Origin of the sequence: Celeribacter persicus, assembly GCF_003050785.1 — a bacterium.
In the GTDB taxonomy this organism is placed as follows: Bacteria; Pseudomonadota; Alphaproteobacteria; order Rhodobacterales; family Rhodobacteraceae; genus Celeribacter; species Celeribacter persicus.
On the sequence record NZ_QAOH01000004.1, the window covers coordinates 183,587 to 201,645 of the forward strand.

The following is an 18,059-nucleotide window of genomic DNA, read 5'->3' on the forward strand; positions in this document are numbered from 1 at the left end:
CTCAGGTTGCTCGCCTCAATCGAGACGACTGGCCGCAAGGATCGGTCCTGGTCCTGCCGGCGTTGCGGCCTGAAGGATCACGGCCACGCTGTCCGGACCGTTCGTGTCGACGGTCACGACCAGAGGCGCAAGCCCGTTCCATTCCGCCAGCGGCCGCCAATCGGTGACGATATTGCTGTAATCGACCACGCGCCCGGCATTTTCGCCGCGCTCAATAGTGACACGTTCATGCGGATCGAAACGCACGATCTGGAGCCGCATCGCGGATGGCAGAGGGCCTTCGGGTACTGCCGTGATCGACAGACGCTCACCCTCACGGCTCAAGGTAAGATCGACCGGCGCGGGCGGCGTGCTCATCTGGCGCAGCACCATGTCGGCCAGCCGCATCGGTTTCGCACCGACCAGAAAATCCGCCCCCTGCACGATGATCTGCGGCGTGTAGATGGTGCGTTTTCCGATGGCGTGGGCATAGGCCTTCTGGCGCAGGGTGAATTGCGGTTGCGCAAACTCATCGCGCCAGCCGATGTAGTCCCAATAATCGACATGCAAGGAGAGCGGCAAGACCCCCTGACGGGTCGCAAGCTCCTGCATCATCGCATCGGCGGGCGGACAGGAGGAACACCCCTGCGAGGTGAAGAGTTCCACCACCACGAGATTGTCGTCCGGGTCGGCCATTGCGGGCAGGGAGGACAGAGTGGCCAGAACCCCCGCGACCAGAAACTTCCCACGGGATCGGGGGAGGATACGGGTCAGGTGTGTCAGGATCTGTTGCATGAAGGCTCCGTCAGTTGCCCTACAGGTCTAAGCCGAGAACGCGCCGGAGGCCAATCAAGGATTTGCGAGAAGCTGTTACAGCGAACAAGATTTCCCGAAAACCGAATGTAATCAAAGAGGGGCGGCACATTGCTGCACCGCCCCCTCGATTGCTTTGACCACTCAGATCGAAACCGGGATCAGAAATGTGCCGATTTCGACGTGGCCGGCACTTGCAGCGGCGGTGCGAATTTGGTCAGGTCGATGCCTTCGACCGCCTTCTTGTACTCGTCGAGCGTCGGCGTACGGCCCAGAATGGCGGAGAGCACCACCACCGGCGTCGAGGCGAGAAGGCTTTCGCCTTTCTTCTCAGCAGAGTCTTCCACGACCCGGCCCTGGAACAGGCGGGTCGAGGTCGCAAGCACGGTGTCGCCCTTCTCGGCTTTCTCCTGGTTACCCATGCAGAGGTTACAGCCCGGACGTTCGAGATAGAGCGTGTTCTCATACTCGGTGCGCGCCTGCGCTTTCGGGAAGAGATCGTCGAACTCAAACCCCGAGTATTTCTGAAGCACTTCCCAGTCGCCCTCTTCCTTCAACTCGTCGATGATGTTGTAGGTCGGTGCCGCGACCACGAGCGGGGCCTTGAATTCGACCTTGCCAGTCTCTTTTTCGAGGTTCTTGAGCATCTGAGCGACGATTTTCATGTCGCCCTTGTGCACCATGCAGGAGCCGACAAAGCCCAGATCGACCTTTTTCTCCGCGCCGTAGTAGGAAACCGGGCGAATGGTGTCGTGGGTATAGCGCTTGGACACGTCGGGGTTGTTCACGTCCGGGTCGGCGATCATCGGCTCGTCGATCAGGTCGAGATCGACCACAACTTCGGCGAAGTATTTCGCGTTCTCGTCCGGGGTCAGCGCCGGTTTCTCGCCGGATTTGATCTCGGCGATGCGCTTGTCCGCCTTGTCGATCAGGCCCTGAAGCGTGCCCGCCTCGTTTTCCATGCCCTTGTCGATCATCACTTGAATGCGGGATTTCGCCAATTCCAGCGAACCGATCAGCGTGTCGTCATTGGAGATACAGATGGAGGCTTTCGCCTTCATCTCCGCGGTCCAGTCGGTGAAGGTAAATGCCTGATCGGCCAGCAGCGTGCCAATATGAACCTCGATCACACGGCCCTGGAAGACGTTGTCGCCGCATTGCTTGAGCATCTGCGCCTGGGTCGCGTGCACCACATCGCGGAAATCCATATAGTCCTTCATCTGACCTTTGAAGGTCACTTTCACAGAGTCCGGGATCGGCATGGTCGCCTCACCGGTCGCCAGCGCCAGAGCCACGGTGCCGGAGTCAGCCCCGAAGGCCACGCCTTTGGACATGCGGGTGTGAGAGTCGCCGCCCACGATGATGTCCCAATCGCTCACGGTGATATCGTTCAGCACTTTGTGGATCACGTCGGTCATGGCGTGATAGTGATGCTCAGGGTCGCGCGCGGTGATCAGGCCAAATTTGTTCATGAAGGCCATGAGCTTGGGGATGTTGGCTTGCGCCTTCTTGTCCCAAACCGACGCCGTGTGACAGCCAGACTGATAGGCACCGTCCACGCAAGGCGAAATCACGGTCGCGGCCATGGCTTCAAGCTCCTGCGAGGTCATGAGACCCGTAGTGTCCTGAGACCCCACGATGTTGACTTTCACACGCACGTCAGACCCCGCAAGCAGCGGTTCCTTGGCCAGCACACCCACGGCGTTCTTGTTGAAGATCTTTTCAACGGCGGTGAGGCCCTGCCCCGGATTGGTGATCTCTTTCGAGGGTGCAAAAACCAGCGGCGGCTCGACACCGAGAGTTTCGGCGGCAATGGTCTGGAGCTTTTTGCCGAAGACGACGGCATAGGAGCCACCGGCCTTCATGAATTCCATCTTCTGCGGTGTGAAGGCAGACGAAACATCGGCCAGTTCAGTGCCGTCAGCGTCGTAGAGTTTCTTTTCCTTGGTGTTGATGGTCAGCACCTTGCCGGTTTCGACCGAGTATTTCTGCTCCAAAATCGGATCGCCATTCTCATCGAGCACCGGCTTGCCGTTCTCGTCGAGCTTCTTGACCCAGTTCTTGAGATCGAGCCCAATGCCGCCGGTCACGCCGACGGTGGTGAGGAAGATCGGCGAAATGCCGTTGGTCCCGGCCACCACGGGCGCGATATTGACGAAAGGCACGTAGGGGGAGGCCTGTTTGCCGGTCCAGAGCGCGACGTTGTTGACGCCGGACATCCGCGACGAACCCACACCCATGGTGCCCTTTTCCGCAATCAGCATGACGCGGGCTTCGGGGTGCTTTTTCTGAAGCTCCTGAATTTCCGCCTGCGCCTCGGGCGTGATCATGCATTTGCCGTGCAATTCACGGTCGGAACGCGAGTGCGCCTGATTGCCCGGGGACAAGAGATCGGTGGAAATGTCGCCCTCGGCAGCGATATAGGTGACGACCTTGATCTCTTCCTCGACCTCGGGAAGTTTGGTAAAGAATTCGGCCTTGGCGTAGCTTTGCAGAATGTCCTTGGCGACCGCACTGCCGGCCTTATAGGCGGCTTTCAGGCGATCGGTATCGGCCTCATAGAGGAAGACCTGAGTCTTGAGCACGTCTGCGGCTTTTGCGGCCAGCGCAGCATCGTCGCCCAGCGCGATGTCGAGCAACACTTCGATGGAAGGCCCACCCTTCATATGGGACAGCAACTCAAAAGCGAAATCCGGGGTGATCTCGGCCACCTTGGCCTCGCCCAGAATGATTTTCTTGAGGAAGGCCGCCTTCACACCCGCGGCAGACGTGGTGCCCGGCAGGGTGTTGTAGATGAAGAAATTCAGACAATCCTTGCGGTGTTCGCTGCCCTCGTCTTCGATATGTGCGATCAGCTCTTCGACCAGCGCGCCATCGTCGATGGGCTTGGGGTGCAGACCCTCACCTTTGCGGGTTTCGATTTCGGTTAGGTAGTCGGTGTACAAGCTCATGACGATCCCTGAGAGTTGGTGACGAAAGCTCGGGAGCCGGGCCACGATTTGCTGTGAAACCCGACTCCCCAGATTTGTATGCAAAAGTATACCATGCGATTTCCTCTTGCAAGACACCCGGCACTGTCGAAGTGGATTCTCTGCGCTTTTTCACTCCTTTGCGTGCCCTCACATCCGGGCATCTGTGCACATCTCAGACTCCTGCACACGTCTGCCCGAATCATTGTGCAGATGTGATCAGCATCATGGACAAAGCCCGCAAAAAGACTAAGTTTCGGGCAGCACCACGCAGGCGGAATCACGCATTCCGCCACGCAGTTTCACATATCCGGAGGTCCCCATGACTGTTGTTGTCGGTAAAGATACCGCAAAAACCCGCCGCGAGCTTGAGGTGAACGGACAGAAAATCGCCTATTACTCGATCCCTGCCGCGCAAGATGCCGGTTTTGGCGATTTCTCCAAACTCCCCGCATCCCTGAAAGTCGTTCTCGAAAACATTCTGCGTTTCGAGGACGGTGGCTTTTCCGTCTCCACGGATGACATCAAGGCCTTCTCCGAGTGGGCCGAAAAAGGTGGGCAGAACCCGCGCGAGATCGCCTATCGCCCGGCCCGTGTCCTGATGCAGGACTTCACCGGCGTGCCCGCCGTCGTCGACCTTGCCGCCATGCGTGACGGGATCAAGGCGCTCGGCGGCGACGCGAAAAAGATCAACCCGCTGGTGCCCGTCGATCTCGTGATCGACCACTCGGTGATGATCGACGAATTTGGCAATCCGCGCGCTTTCCAGATGAACGTGGACCGCGAATACGAGCGCAACATGGAACGCTACCAGTTCCTCAAATGGGGTCAGACCGCGTTCGAGAACTTCCGCGTCGTCCCCCCGGGCACCGGGATTTGTCACCAGGTGAACCTGGAATATCTGGCCCAGACCGTCTGGACCGACACCGACCCGGATGGCGCCCTCGTCGCCTATCCTGACACGCTCGTCGGCACAGACAGCCACACCACCATGGTTAACGGCGCGGCTGTTCTCGGATGGGGCGTCGGCGGGATCGAGGCAGAAGCCGCCATGCTCGGCCAGCCGATTTCCATGCTGATCCCCGAGGTCGTGGGCTTCAAACTCACCGGCGAGATGGTCGAGGGCACCACCGGCACGGACCTCGTGCTCAAGGTCGTCGAAATGCTCCGCAAACATGGCGTTGTCGGCAAGTTCGTCGAATTCTACGGCAACGGCCTCGACAATCTGCCGCTGTCTCAGCGGGCGACGATTGCCAACATGGCCCCGGAATACGGCGCGACCTGTGGTTTCTTCCCGATTGACAATGAAACCCTGCGCTACCTCCGTCAGACCGGCCGCGACGAAGACCGCATTGCTCTCGTCGAAGCCTATGCGAAGGAAAACGGCCTCTGGCGCGGGGCCGATTACGAGCCGATCTATTCCTCGACCCTGCACCTCGACATGGGCACCATCGTTCCGGCGATCTCCGGCCCGAAACGCCCGCAGGACTATGTCGCGCTGACGGACGCCGCCGCGTCCTTTGCGAAAGTGGTCGCCGATTACCGGGGCATCGACGTCTCGGACGAAGCCAAGGACATGCTGGACGAAGGCCCCGCTGCGACGAAATCCGTCGAGATCAGGAAATCCCAAGCCGTCAAAGGTCAGGATTACGAGTTGCATGACGGCTCCGTGGTGATCGCCTCAATCACGTCCTGTACCAACACCTCGAACCCCTATGTGATGATCGGCGCGGGGCTTGTCGCGCGCAAAGCCCGTGCTCTGGGCCTCAATCGCAAGCCCTGGGTGAAAACCTCCCTCGCGCCGGGCTCGCAGGTGGTGACCGAATATCTGGAGGCCGCCGGTCTTCAGGAAGATCTGGATGCCATCGGGTTCAACCTCGTGGGCTATGGCTGTACCACCTGTATCGGCAACTCCGGCCCCATCGCGCCGGAACTCTCGGAAGCCATCGCGGAAGGCGATCTGATCGCCACATCCGTGCTCTCGGGCAACCGCAACTTCGAAGGCCGCATCTCCCCCGACGTGCGCGCCAACTACCTCGCCTCCCCGCCGCTCGTTGTGGCCTATGCCATCGCCGGAGACATGAACATCGACCTGTCTTCCGAACCGATCGGTCAGGACAAGGACGGGAACAATGTCTTCCTGAAGGACATCTGGCCGACCAACGCGGAAATCGCGGAACTGGTCGACAAGACCGTGACCCGCGAGGCCTTCCTCAAGAAATACGCCGATGTGTTCAAGGGCGACGAGAAATGGCAGGGCGTGAAGGTTTCGGGAGGAGAGACCTACGACTGGCCGCCGGAATCGACCTACATCCAGAACCCGCCGTACTTCCAGGGCATGGGAGCCGAGAAAGGCGCGATCCAGAACATCGAGGGCGCAAAAGTGCTCCTGATCCTCGGCGATATGGTCACCACCGACCACATCTCTCCGGCGGGCTCCTTCAAGGAATCGACGCCCGCGGGCAAATACCTCACCGAACGCGGGGTGCCGGTGCGCGAGTTCAACTCCTACGGCTCTCGTCGTGGCAACCACGAGGTGATGATGCGCGGCACCTTCGCCAACATCCGCATCAGGAACGAGATGTTGGACGGGGTCGAAGGCGGCTACACCAAAGGCCCGGATGGACAGCAAACCTCCGTCTACGAGGCCTCCATGGCCTATCAGGCGCAGGGCACGCCTCTGGTCGTGTTCGGCGGCGAACAATACGGCGCCGGCTCGTCGCGTGACTGGGCCGCGAAAGGCACGGCGCTTCTGGGCGTCAAGGCCGTGATCGCGGAAAGCTTCGAGCGTATCCACCGTTCGAACCTCGTTGGCATGGGCGTCGTGCCTTTTGAGTTCACCGGCGGTGACACGCGCAAGACGCTGGGGCTGAAAGGCGACGAGACTGTCACGATCATGGGTCTCGACAGCGTGAAACCGCTTGAGACGCTGGATTGCGAGATCACCTATGGCAACGGTTCGACGAAGACCATCAAGGTCAAGTGCCGCATAGATACCGCGCCTGAGATCGAATACATCGAAAACGGCGGCGTGCTGCATTACGTGCTGCGCAACCTCGCGAAATCGTAAGCGAACCGCCCATCAGACACACAAAAGCCCCGTGGCGACACGGGGCTTTTGTTTTGAGTATTTAAGGCACAAAGGAAACGGTCGAAGATCAATCCGCCAGTCGGATTGGGCGCTCTTTCAGGGCCTCCGCCTGCTCGGGCGTCAGCGCCGAAGGCTCCACCACCTGCGTGTGGATGGTAAAAACAACCGCACGCGTTTCGGGCAGGCGCACGAGGCTTTGCCGCTCCACCCGGATGTATTTCGACGTATTCGTGCCATGGCGCAGCTCACCTTCGGAGCGAGGATCGCAGAGATGCGCATCGGAACGCGACGCCGTGCCGCGCATCAGCCCCCTGCCCTCCTGCACCCCGTTCATCATCCGCTGCACCCGCGCGGCCAGATCGGGCGTGTAAATCTCGATCGGCTGATGAATCCGCAGCATGGGCTTCATGAATTTCTGCCGCAGACGCCAACCGGAGGGGAAACAAAGCACCGCGCCGGTGAGCACGCTCTCATCGGTCTCGCCCGTCGGGTCCGGCTGCATCAGACAGATGTCGCATTGCAGGAGCCGCCCCATGGTGTGCATCGGCCAATCGCGATCCAACGCAACAGTCACGCCATCGGGGCGGGTCACCTCATCTGACGTCACCCCAAACCCCAGCCCCGGCAACAGGCCGAGCAGCATGTCGAGCAATTCCAAGGCTGCCGGGCGGGCGCTCTCGTCCAACGCCACGACCTCCTCCGGCGTGGTGGCGATCAGCTGATCGCGCAGCGCCATTTGCGCGCCATAAGCCGTATCCACCTCAAGCCAATCGTCCAGTTCGAACGGGATCACCCCCGGAAGCCGCGCGGTGCGTGGGTCAGCCCAAGGGGCAAAGCTCAGTTTTGTCTGTAGAATCGGCTCCATAACGGAATGCTGCGCCGGAATTATGCGCACCGGGAGGGGCCAGATCGGCGCATCCTTGAGACCAGCCGCTCAGCCCTTGAAAACCGCCTCCAATGGCGGCGCAGTGAGCACAAATTGATCGTCGGAACCCACGTAATTGTCACCATGCAGGCGCGCGATAGGCCGGTACGCCTCCGGGTTCACATAGCGCCCCTCGGCATCGAGACAGTCGCGCCGGACATGCATCTGCACCACCTCGCCAATCACCAGAACCCGATTCGTCCAATCGAGCAGGCGCTCGGTCCGGCATTCGAACACGCATGACGCGCCCTTGATCTTCGGCGCGGAAATCGCCGTGCAAGGTTCTGTCTCGACCCCTGCCAAAGCCAGTTCGTCAACGCCCGAAGGCACTGGGAGACCAGCAATCAGCATCGCCTCGGACAGCGCCATATCCACCATGTGAATGGCAAACTCGCCTGTGCGCCTGATGTTGGCCGCGGTGTCTTTTTCCTGCTCCGGTTTCGAGGCGATGCCGAGCACCAGAAGCGGCGGATCAGAGGACATCACGTTGAAAAACGACATCGGCGCCGCATTGTGCGTGCCGTCTGGGTTCACCGTCGTCACCAGCGCGATGGGGCGCGGCCCGACGAAATTCGTCAACAGACGGTAGCGGTCGCGGACGGGTAGCGTGGTGAAATCGAACTGCATCTTCTCTGTTTCTCTGGCCGGAATGTGACCAGAGAAACAGAGGAACACGGGAATGACAATCAGGCGACCGAAAGTCCCATCTCCTGCGCGGCCTTGGCATCGAAGGTCGCGGATTGCGCGATGCAAGGTTGGGCCGCACAGCGCGCCACCCAATCGCGGATCACCGGCACATCGGGCGTGGCCTCGGAAAACCACAAAAACGGCGAGGCAATTAACAGATCGGCGACGGTGTAATGATCGCCCAACAGGAAGTCGCGCCCTTCAAGCCCCGCCGCAAGACAGGCCACCGCTTCCGGCATGCCGCGAAACGTGATGTCGAGAAGCCGATGCGACAGCCCCGACAGATGATGAATATAGACCGGCTCCAACACATTGCCGTACCAGAACAGCCAGCTCAGATAAGCTCCCCGCCCCGGTTCCCCGACCTGCGGCGCAAACTCTGAGGGAAACCGATCGCTGAGATAGAGCAGGATCGCATTGCTTTCCCGGATCATTTCGCCTTCTTCGGTGATCAGCAGCGGCACCTTGCCCTCGGGATGCGGATTGTTCGGATCACGTGCGCCGCTTCCATCCTGGCGTGGAATATCGGTGAGACGTATTTCGACCTGATCAAGCACATCGAGCGCGATCAACAGGGTGACGATCCGCGAACTGCGGGAATTCGGAGCGTGATGGAGAGTGAGCATGGCCTGTCCTTTCGGGTCCGTCTTTGCAACTGTTTAAAAGCATGGCAGGCTCATCCTGTCAGAAACCGTCAGCAGGGTTTTGGCATCATCGGCTCGAAAGGAGGCCTCATGGCCAAATCGGATCGCCTGTTTCGCCTCATGCATCTCCTGCGCAGCCTGCACCCGCCTGTAACGGCGGGGGATTTGGCGCAGGAGTTGGGCGTGTCGCAACGCACGCTCTACCGTGACATCGACGCGCTCCGGGCTTGCGGCGCGCGGATCGAGGGCGAGGCGGGGTTCGGTTATACGCTGACCGAGGATTACGCCCTGCCACCACAGAGCCTGACGCAGATCGAGATCGAAGCGCTTGTGCTGGGTCTCTCCGAGGTGCGGCTGCGTGGCGATCCGGCCCTGTCGCAGGCAGCACGCGATGCTCTGGCGAAGATCACCGCCAGCCTGCCCGAAGAAAAACGTGCACAAATCGAACATTCTGTTGGGTTGGTTCACCGCTATTTACCGCAGAAACAGTATGTAGCCGATCTTTCCCTGATCCGGCAGGCCTGTTGGGAGGAACGCGCGCTCCGGCTTTTCTACCGTGACAGACAGGGGCGGGAAACCCGGCGCGAGATTTGGCCACTGGCCATCGTCTATCTCGACGAGGAACTGATGCTTCTGGCGCATTGCCGGTTGCGCGGGGCCTTCCGGCAGTTCCTCGTCGGTTCGATCCTGTCGCTCGAATGGGCCAAAGGCTCCTTTCGTCCCCGCCGGGTGCCGATGTTGCGCGACTATATATCAGAGCTCAGAACCCGCCACGCGATTGCCCCCTATTGCGAGGACGGTCGCCGGATCATGCGCGAAGAAAATCTCACAGCACCGCTTTGACGGCCTCGGGCGGGCGGCCAAGCGCCACGCCCTTTTCTGTCTCGACCACCGGGCGCTCCATCAACCGCGGATGCGCCGCAATGGCGTCGAGAATGGCCTCCGGATCGGACTTGGCGCTGATTCCAAGCTCTTTCGCCTCCGCCTCTTTCGCACGCAGGAACGCGCTCGCGGGCAGTCCCGAGCGGGCCACAAGTTCTGCCAACTTGCCACGCGACACCGGCGTTTCGAGATAAAACACCACCTCCGGCGTGATCCCCTGCTCTTCGATCAGCTTCAACGTCTCACGCGATTTCGAGCAGCGAGGGTTGTGATAGATACGAGTCATCCCGATCTCTTTCCTGATTTTTGTTCGGAACAGAAGGCACGTCTCCCCCGGTCCAGCCAGCCGGGAACAAAGGAGAAACGCAATGTTTCCAATCTGCCGCGATTCAAGTGATGTCTGATTAACCTTTACCGTCTATTGCTATCCACATGAAACAGATCTTTACCGATATTCCACTGCCCGCAACGGAAGTCCTGCTCCTCCTCTCCTTCTTCATCCTTATGGTAATGAACGGCTGATCCGTCACGGGAGATATGCTGTGGAACGTGCGGTGCAGGCCGTGCCCATCATGCATGTGCCTCATGATCTTCCTGAACATACCGACGGTTGAAACCCTCCCACCCCGGGCGTAATGTCGCAGGGATCTTTCGATTTGGGAGGGCAAGATGTCCGAAAGAAAACAAGGCTTTGACACGATACAGGTGCATGCGGGAACCGAACCGGACCCGGCCACCGGCGCACGTCAGGTGCCGATTTACCAGACCACGGCCTATGTCTTCAAAGATGCCGAGCACGCGGCACGCCTCTTCAACCTCGAAGAGGTCGGCTACATCTATTCACGCCTGACCAACCCGACGATCTCCGCCTTGCAAAATCGCATGGCGGCACTTGAAGGCGGTGCGGGCGCAGTGTGCTGTTCTTCCGGTCACGCGGCGCAGATCATGGCGCTTTTCCCGCTGATGGCACCGGGCAAGAACATCGTCGCCTCGACCCGTCTTTATGGCGGTACACTCACGCAATTCACCCAGACCTTCAAACGCTTCGGCTGGTCGGCAAAATTCGTTGATTTCGACGATTTCGACGCCGTGCGCGCGGCGATCGACGAGAACACCCAGGCCTTGTTCTGCGAAAGCCTCGCCAACCCCTCGGGCGCGATCATGGATCTCGACGCACTGGCCGAAATCGCCGATGTGGCGGGGATTCCGCTGATCGTCGACAACACCTCGGCAACGCCCTATCTCTGCCGCCCGATCGAGCATGGCGCGACGCTCGTGGTGCATTCGATGACGAAATTCCTCACCGGCAACGGCACCGTGACCGGCGGCTGCGTCATCGACAGCGGCAAGTTCGACTGGGCGGCTTCCGGCAAGTTTCCGTCGCTCTCGGAACCGGAACCCGCCTATCATGGCCTTGATTTTCAAGACACTTTCGGCGAACTGGCCTTCACCTTCCATGGCATCGCCGTGGGACTGCGCGATCTCGGCATGACACTGAACCCGCAGGCCGCGCATTACACGCTGATGGGGATCGAGACCCTGTCGCTCAGGATGCAGAAACACGTCCAGAACGCGCGCGAGATCGCCAACTGGCTCGAAGGCGACGCGCGGATCGAAGCGGTGACCTATAGCGGCCTACCCTCCTCCCCATATTACGACCGGATGACGCGGATTTGTCCGCGTGGCGCGGGCGCGCTGTTCACCGTGGCACTCAAGGGTGGCTATGACGCCTGTGTCGAAACAGTATCGAAGCTTGAGCTGTTCTCCCATGTGGCGAACCTCGGCGATACGCGGTCGCTGATCATCCACCCGGCCTCGACGACCCACCGTCAGCTTTCGCCCGAGGGTCAGATCAAGGCTGGCGCCGGCCCGAACATCCTGCGTCTCTCGATCGGGATCGAGGATGCCAACGACCTGATCGCCGATCTGGATCAGGCGCTGAGCTGAGGAGGTGCACAGGTAAAAATGCAAAACCCGCCGGAACTCGGCGGGTTTTTCTTTGTGTTTTGAGGGACGTTTGAAATCCGAACAATAAACGCATTCCGAACATCTCTCACGTTAACCTTAATCTGATTACGCTTAACGCACGCCCCAAACACGAACCGGCCCAAATCGAAGAGACAACAGTGATCTCCAACGGAGGGAAACGAGACGGCTACCCCGTTTCACTCCCCCGCCTTCGCGATCTCCGGCCTGATATATTTCTCTGCAATCTCCGCCGTGATCGGTCCGGCGAAGCGGTAGGCGATCTTGCCCTCGCCGTCGATGATGTAGGTCTCCGGAACACCATAGACACCCCATTCCAGCGCCGTGCGGCCCGGTTCGTCCTGCCCGATGGCGGCATAAGGATTTCCGAGATCGCCAAGGAATTTCAGGGCGTTGGCCGCCTCGTCCTTGTAGTTGATGCCGTAGATCGTGACGCCTTCCCCGGAAAGCGCCTCAAGCTGCGGGTGCTCGGCGCGGCAGGGGGCGCACCAGGAGGCCCAGTAATTCACCAGTTTCACCTTACCGTCGCGCAGCATCTCATCGGTCAGCGGCGGCAGATCGCCCAGAGGCGTCACAGTGGCAATCGAGGGCGCGTCGCGACCGATCTGAGAGCTTGGCAATTGCTGGGCATCCTCGCGCCCCATGCCAAAGATGAAGAGCCCGGCCAGACCGGCAAAAAACACCAGCGGCAGCACGACAAGCGGATTGATCTTAGCCATGGTTGCGACGCTCCTCGGCCTCTTTCAAAAGACGTTTCATTTTCGCGGAGCGCGCCAGAGAGCGCCAGATGAGCAAAGCCAGAAGCAGCAACGTCACTCCATAGGCCATCAACACATCGCCCGCATATTTTCCAAGATCCGGCATCATTGCTGCGCCCTTTCCCGCATTTCCAGCGCGTGCAGACGCCGCGCACGAATCTCCGTCCGGGTGCGCAGGAGCACGAGCGTGACGAACAACAGGACAAAACCCACAATCGCCACAAGCGCCGGATACCAATAGACGTCGGCGACGTTCTCCTCGGCATCCATCGACAGCGACGCGCCCTGATGAAGACCCTGATTCCAAAAGAGAACGGCATAGCGCGACAGGATCGCAAAGACCGACCCGACAAGGCACAGAACCGAGGTCAGATCCGCCGCCGTATCCGGATTGTCGATCGCTTCCCAAAGCGCCATGTAACCGAGATAGAACAGCAGCAGGATCAGGAACGACGTCAGCCGCGGGTCCCATTCCCAATAGGTGCCCCACATCGGCTTGCCCCAGATCGCGCCGGTGAACAGCGCGATCAGCGTCATGGTCATCCCGATGGCGGCGGCGGATTTGGCCGCAAGGGCCGAGACGTGATGCCGCCGCACGATCCAGATCAGCGAGGCCACCAGCATCATCGCCCAGATGTTGATCGCCATCATCGCGGAGGGGACATGGATGTAGAAAATCTTCACCGTCGCGCCCTGGCGATAGTCATCGGGGGTGAAGAAAAAGCCCCAGACCAGACCGGAGGTGAAAATCACCGCCGCCAGCACCGCGAAATACGGCAGCGCCCGGTCGGTCCACCACATGAATTTCCGTGGATTTGCCCATTCCCAGAAGGCATTCCAGTTGATGGCCATATGCTATCTCTCTCCCCAATGATCCGCGCCAGCCTAAGCGCAAGCGCGGCACATCTCAACTCACCTTAAAGCGACACGAATGGCCGCCGCTGCGGCAAAGGGCAGCAAGGCGACCGCCCCCGCCGTGATCCCCGCCTGCATCGCCAGAGGCGTACCGACCAGAAAGCCCCCAGCCCCGCGACGCACCACTTCGGCGCCGAAAATCAGCGTCGGAATGTAGAGCGGCAGGACCAGAAGGCTCAGAAGTAATCCCCCACGTTTCAGCCCCACGGTCAGTGCCGCCCCGAACGCCCCGATGAAGGACAACGCGGGCGTGCCGATCAAAAGCGTCACGATCAGCCAGCGATAGGCAGCACTGTCGAGATGCAGCAAAAGCCCGAGCGCGGGCGCGGCGATCACCAGAGGCAGGCCGGTGGTAATCCAATGGGCAAAGGCCTTCATCGCCACGACGCCTTCGAGCGGGATCGGGGCTGTGGCCAGCAGGTCGAGCGATCCGTCTTCAAAGTCGAGCGCGAAAATCCGGTCGAGCGACAGCAAACAGGCGAGCAATGCCCCGACCCAGAGGATGCCCGGCGCGATGGCCGAAAGCATCTCGCCATTCGGCCCGACGCCGAAGGGCACGAGGGTGACGAGGATCAGGAAGAACCCGAGGCCAAGTCCGAAACCGCCGCCTGAGCGAAAGGCAAGGGTGATGTCACGCCAGAACAGCCGGATCATAGGAAACTCTCGTCAAAATCGTTGCGGATGACGTCATGACGCGCCTTGTAGGGCGTCACATCGAACACGGTTTCCTCGAAACCCAAATGGATATGGGTGGCGATCACCGCCGCCCCGCCCCCGTCCACATGGGCTTTCACGGCCTTGGCGAAAAGTTCAACGGAGGCCACATCGAGCGACACGGTCGGTTCATCCAGCACCCAGACCGGCCGCCCGGTGACCATGAGCCGCGCAAGCCCGAGACGGCGTTTCTGCCCGGCGGAGAGATTGCCTGCGGGCCGGTCGCGCAGGGCCTCCAAATTGAAATCCCGCAACGCCGGCGCAATGTCATGCCCGCCATACACCCCGGCCCAGAAGGCGAGGTTTTCCGTGACCGTCAGCGTCGCCTTCAACCCATCGGCATGGGCGGCATAGGCCACCGCATCTGGCGCGGCCTCCACCGTCCCGGCATAGGGCGGCTGCAAGCGCGCGAGCGTGCGCAGAAGCGTGGTCTTGCCCACGCCGTTCGGCCCGCGCAGCACAAGGATTTCCCCCGGCGAAACGGTGAAACTCAGCCCTTCGAGGACCGGCATACCGCCTCGGGAGACGGTAAGATCTTTCACGGAAATCAAACTCATGGGCGTCTGTTTACAGCGATTCTAAAATTCCGACCTGACACGGATCAAACCGGCAGCAGAGCGACCGCGACACGACGCCCCTCCGAGGCCAGTACATTATAGGTGCGCGCGGCCGTCGGTGTCGCCATATGCTCAAGCCCCAGTCCCGCTTCATCCATCGGCACACGGAACTCTTTCGGCAGATGCGTCATCTCCGCGCCAGTGCCGATAATGACGAAATCCACCCGCTCGCGGATCTCCAGAAGCGCCTCGGTGTCGGCATAACCGCCCCATGGGATCACCTGCTCGCCACAGATCAGCACCGCGCCCTCATAGACCTTGCCGCCCACGCGGAACATGTTCGGCCCGTAGCCATCGACCGGCACGGCATCCTCGAACGGCATTTCATTGAACTGCATGGCGCCCTCCTGTTACGAAAAGGCCCGCGACGCGCGCGAGCCTCTCCTTTGTGCTTAAAATACTCAAACCCGAGCGCGCGTCAAACTGCGCTGCCGTCGGCCTGAATGCCCTTGGCGGGCTCTTTCTTGTCCCAGTCGCGTTTGACGCCGAGCCACAACAGGATATTGGAGGCTACGAAAACCGACGACCATGTCCCGACCACAACACCCAGCGTCATCGCGAAAACGAAGCCCCGGATCACGTCGCCGCCTAGCACCAGAAGCGCGATCAGCGCAATCAAGGTGGTGCCGGAGGTCATCACGGTCCGCGACAGGGTCTCGTTGATCGACATGTTCAATACGCCGCCAAGGTCCAGCTTCTTGTACTTGCGCAGGTTCTCCCGCACCCGATCGAACACGACCACGGTATCGTTGAGCGAGTAGCCCACGATGGTCAGAAGTGCGGCAATTATAGTCAGGTCGAACTGGATGCCGAAGAGCGCGAAGACCCCGATGGTGATTGCCACATCATGCACAAGCGCCACGACCGCACCCAAAGCGAATTGCCACTCGAACCGTAGCCAGATGTAGAACAGCACGGCGACGATGGCGGCGGCCACGGCCTCGACCGCAGTCCAGATCAGCTCGCCCGAGACCTTCGGCCCGACGGATTCCACGGAGGGGAAGGTGATCGACGGGTCGACGGTTTTGAGCGCATCCTCGACCTGCTGCACAGTTTCCGGCGTGATCGCCTCCACCTCGTCCTGAGCCTGAATGCGGATTTGCGAGACGTGTTGGTTTTCGGCGAAATTCGGATCGTACACCTCCGTGATCGACACATCGCCAAGACCCAGCGTCGAAAGGGCAGCGCGGTACTCGCCCACATCCACGGCGGATTCGGACTGGGTCCGAATGGTGGTCCCACCCTTGAAGTCGATGCCGAAATTGAGGCCCAATGAAATGAAGGACACCATCGCCACCACGACCATCACGGCGGAAAATCCGAAGGTGATTTTGGCGCGTTTGAAGAAATCAATCGCGGTGTTCACGGGCACGAGATGCACGCCCTTAAGCGTCCAGCCCTTGCGATTCTTGCGCCCGTACCAAGCAACCACCATGGCCCGTGTCACGTAAATCGCGGTGAAGAGCGAGGTGATCAGCCCCAGCGCCAGCGTCACGGCAAACCCCTTCACCGGGCCGGAGCCCATGACAAAGAGGATTGCTGCGGTGATGAAGGTGGTGATGTTGGCGTCGACAATGGCGGAAAGCGCCTTTTCATAGCCAAGCTCAATCGCGCGGCCCGTGGATTTCGAATTCTTCAGTTCCTCACGGATACGCTCGAAAATCAGCACGTTGGCGTCCACGGCCATCCCGACCGTCAGCACGATCCCGGCGATCCCCGGCAGGGTCAGCGTCGCCCCGATGGAGGACAAAAGCCCGAACAGCAAGCCGACGTTGATGATCAGCGCGATATTGGCGAAGAGGCCGAACAGCCCGTAGGCCAACGCCATGAAGATCAACACGGCGGCAAAGGCAACCATGGTCGCCACTTTACCGGCCTCGATACTGTCGGCGCCAAGCTCCGGCCCGATGGTGCGTTCTTCGAGGAAGTTGATCTTCGCCGGAAGCGCACCGGCACGCAGCAACACGGCCAGTTCAGTCGATTCCTCGACGGTGAAAGAGCCGGTGATCTGACCCGAGCCGCCCCGGATCGCATCCTGGATGCGCGGCGCGGAGATCACCTCGTTGTCGAGCACGATGGCAAACAAAGCGCCCACGTTGGCGGCAGTATAGTCGCCGAATTTGCGCGCGCCCGTCGGATTGAAGCGGAAGGTTACGGAAGGCCGCCCGTTCTGGTCAAAAGCGGGCTGGCTGTCGGTCAGTTCATCGCCGGAGACAACAGCGGTCTGTTCGAGAATGTAATAGACACCCGGTTCATTGACCGAGGGCGCGATGAAGTTGCGTGCGCCGGGGGCCTCGTCCGGGTTGGTGGTGCGCCCTACAACAGGGTGGAAGGTCAGCTTGGCCGTGGTGCCGATCAGTGATTTCAACTCGGCGGCAGAGCCGATGCCCGGCACCTGAATGAGGATACGATCCTCGCCCTGACGCTGGATCGTCGGTTCGCGGGTGCCGACTTCGTCGACCCGGCGGCGGATAATCTCAAGCGACTGCTGCATGGTGCGATCATCCGTTGCGGCTTTCTCCGCCTCCGAAAGCTCGACCGTGATGACATCGTTGACGGCGGAGACCGTGATGTCCCTTTCCCCCGCAGCGGTCAGCGAGACCACCGGCGTGCCGAGCTTGCGCACGGCTGCGAGCGCGGTTTCCATGCCCGAAGCTTCGGAAATCCGCACGCGGAGCTGGCCTGCGGGCGCATCCAGACGGCGGATCGTGCCCACCGTGTCGCGCTCGTCGCGCAGCGCGTCGCGCACCTCCGGCCAAAGCGCATCCATGCGGGCGGCATAGACCTCTTCGACCTCGACCTCCCCCAGCAAATGCGCCCCGCCCCGCAAGTCGAGACCGAGATTCACCAGTGAGGACGGAAGATATGACGGCCAGGCATCGCGTGCGGCGGCCCGCTCCGGGGTTTCGCCGGACTTCTCGATCGCCACGATGGCATCGTTATGCGCCTCGACCCGTGGATAAAACGCGTTGGGCAGAGCAGCGAGAAGACCGAGGGCCACGAGCCCCCAGATGACGATCCGTTTCCAGAGAGGCATTTGCAACATGGGAATGTCCTGAGACGTCTAATGGGAAAGGCC

Annotated in this window: 16 protein-coding genes; 3 read left to right on the forward strand and 13 right to left on the reverse strand. The window is 60.6% G+C overall.

What is annotated here, in order from left to right:
• Window positions 1-15: 15 nt before the first annotated feature.
• Both C8N42_RS07225 and C8N42_RS07230 read right to left on the reverse strand, forming a co-directional pair.
• Entirely contained in the window at window positions 16-774 is a 759-nt protein-coding gene (locus tag C8N42_RS07225; protein ID WP_211309154.1) for a DUF1223 domain-containing protein, read from the reverse strand.
• 179 nt (window positions 775-953) lie between these two features.
• The gene (locus tag C8N42_RS07230; RefSeq protein WP_107815870.1) at window positions 954-3,743 is read right to left on the reverse strand and encodes a bifunctional aconitate hydratase 2/2-methylisocitrate dehydratase; all 2,790 of its coding nucleotides are present in this window, start codon (window positions 3,741-3,743) and stop codon (window positions 954-956) included.
• A gap of 340 nt (window positions 3,744-4,083) precedes the next feature.
• Between C8N42_RS07230 and acnA the strand changes: the two genes are divergently transcribed.
• Entirely contained in the window at window positions 4,084-6,831 is a 2,748-nt protein-coding gene (gene acnA / locus C8N42_RS07235; RefSeq protein WP_107815872.1) for an aconitate hydratase AcnA, read from the forward strand.
• Between the two features lie 88 nt (window positions 6,832-6,919).
• On the opposite strand, the gene C8N42_RS07240 is transcribed toward acnA, so the two are convergent.
• The 3 genes from C8N42_RS07240 to C8N42_RS07250 all read right to left on the reverse strand — a co-directional run bounded on the left by C8N42_RS07240 (window position 6,920) and on the right by C8N42_RS07250 (window position 9,090).
• Complete coding sequence (locus C8N42_RS07240) at window positions 6,920-7,717, reverse strand: heme-dependent oxidative N-demethylase subunit alpha family protein (protein ID WP_107815873.1); 798 nt, start codon at window positions 7,715-7,717, stop codon at window positions 6,920-6,922.
• A 69-nt stretch (window positions 7,718-7,786) separates the two neighbouring features.
• Window positions 7,787-8,404 carry a flavin reductase family protein gene (locus C8N42_RS07245; RefSeq protein WP_107815875.1) on the reverse strand — a complete coding sequence of 206 codons (618 nt, stop codon included), beginning with the start codon at window positions 8,402-8,404 and terminating at the stop codon, window positions 7,787-7,789.
• Window positions 8,405-8,463: 59 nt separating this feature from the next.
• The gene (locus C8N42_RS07250) at window positions 8,464-9,090 is read right to left on the reverse strand and encodes a glutathione S-transferase family protein (protein ID WP_107815876.1); all 627 of its coding nucleotides are present in this window, start codon (window positions 9,088-9,090) and stop codon (window positions 8,464-8,466) included.
• A gap of 108 nt (window positions 9,091-9,198) precedes the next feature.
• Between C8N42_RS07250 and C8N42_RS07255 the strand changes: the two genes are divergently transcribed.
• Complete coding sequence (locus C8N42_RS07255; protein WP_107815877.1) at window positions 9,199-9,951, forward strand: helix-turn-helix transcriptional regulator; 753 nt, start codon at window positions 9,199-9,201, stop codon at window positions 9,949-9,951.
• On the opposite strand, the gene arsC is transcribed toward C8N42_RS07255, so the two are convergent.
• The gene (gene arsC / locus C8N42_RS07260) at window positions 9,935-10,276 is read right to left on the reverse strand and encodes an arsenate reductase (glutaredoxin) (RefSeq protein WP_107815879.1); all 342 of its coding nucleotides are present in this window, start codon (window positions 10,274-10,276) and stop codon (window positions 9,935-9,937) included. The genes C8N42_RS07255 and arsC overlap by 17 nt on opposite strands.
• Window positions 10,277-10,659: 383 nt before the next feature.
• Between arsC and C8N42_RS07270 the strand changes: the two genes are divergently transcribed.
• Window positions 10,660-11,937, forward strand: a complete 1,278-nt coding sequence (locus C8N42_RS07270) for an O-acetylhomoserine aminocarboxypropyltransferase/cysteine synthase family protein (RefSeq protein WP_107815882.1) — start codon at window positions 10,660-10,662, stop codon at window positions 11,935-11,937.
• Between the two features lie 218 nt (window positions 11,938-12,155).
• On the opposite strand, the gene C8N42_RS07275 is transcribed toward C8N42_RS07270, so the two are convergent.
• The 7 genes from C8N42_RS07275 to secD all read right to left on the reverse strand — a co-directional run bounded on the left by C8N42_RS07275 (window position 12,156) and on the right by secD (window position 18,026).
• Window positions 12,156-12,695, reverse strand: a complete 540-nt coding sequence (locus C8N42_RS07275; RefSeq protein WP_107815883.1) for a DsbE family thiol:disulfide interchange protein — start codon at window positions 12,693-12,695, stop codon at window positions 12,156-12,158.
• Window positions 12,688-12,843, reverse strand: a complete 156-nt coding sequence (ccmD, locus tag C8N42_RS07280; protein ID WP_170109240.1) for a heme exporter protein CcmD — start codon at window positions 12,841-12,843, stop codon at window positions 12,688-12,690. The genes C8N42_RS07275 and ccmD overlap by 8 nt, the downstream gene beginning before the upstream one ends.
• A complete protein-coding gene (locus C8N42_RS07285) occupies window positions 12,840-13,586 on the reverse strand; it encodes a heme ABC transporter permease (RefSeq protein ID WP_107815885.1) in 747 nt (248 codons plus the stop codon). The genes ccmD and C8N42_RS07285 overlap by 4 nt, the downstream gene beginning before the upstream one ends.
• A gap of 60 nt (window positions 13,587-13,646) precedes the next feature.
• Entirely contained in the window at window positions 13,647-14,303 is a 657-nt protein-coding gene (ccmB, locus tag C8N42_RS07290; protein WP_107815887.1) for a heme exporter protein CcmB, read from the reverse strand.
• The gene (gene ccmA, locus C8N42_RS07295) at window positions 14,300-14,920 is read right to left on the reverse strand and encodes a heme ABC exporter ATP-binding protein CcmA (protein WP_107815888.1); all 621 of its coding nucleotides are present in this window, start codon (window positions 14,918-14,920) and stop codon (window positions 14,300-14,302) included. Before ccmA ends, ccmB begins: the two co-directional genes overlap by 4 nt.
• 44 nt (window positions 14,921-14,964) lie before the next feature.
• Window positions 14,965-15,318 (reverse strand): Mth938-like domain-containing protein, encoded by a 354-nt coding sequence (locus C8N42_RS07300; RefSeq protein WP_107815890.1) that lies wholly within the window; start codon window positions 15,316-15,318, stop codon window positions 14,965-14,967.
• A gap of 80 nt (window positions 15,319-15,398) precedes the next feature.
• A complete protein-coding gene (secD, locus tag C8N42_RS07305) occupies window positions 15,399-18,026 on the reverse strand; it encodes a protein translocase subunit SecD (protein WP_107815892.1) in 2,628 nt (875 codons plus the stop codon).
• Window positions 18,027-18,059: the final 33 nt, after the last annotated feature.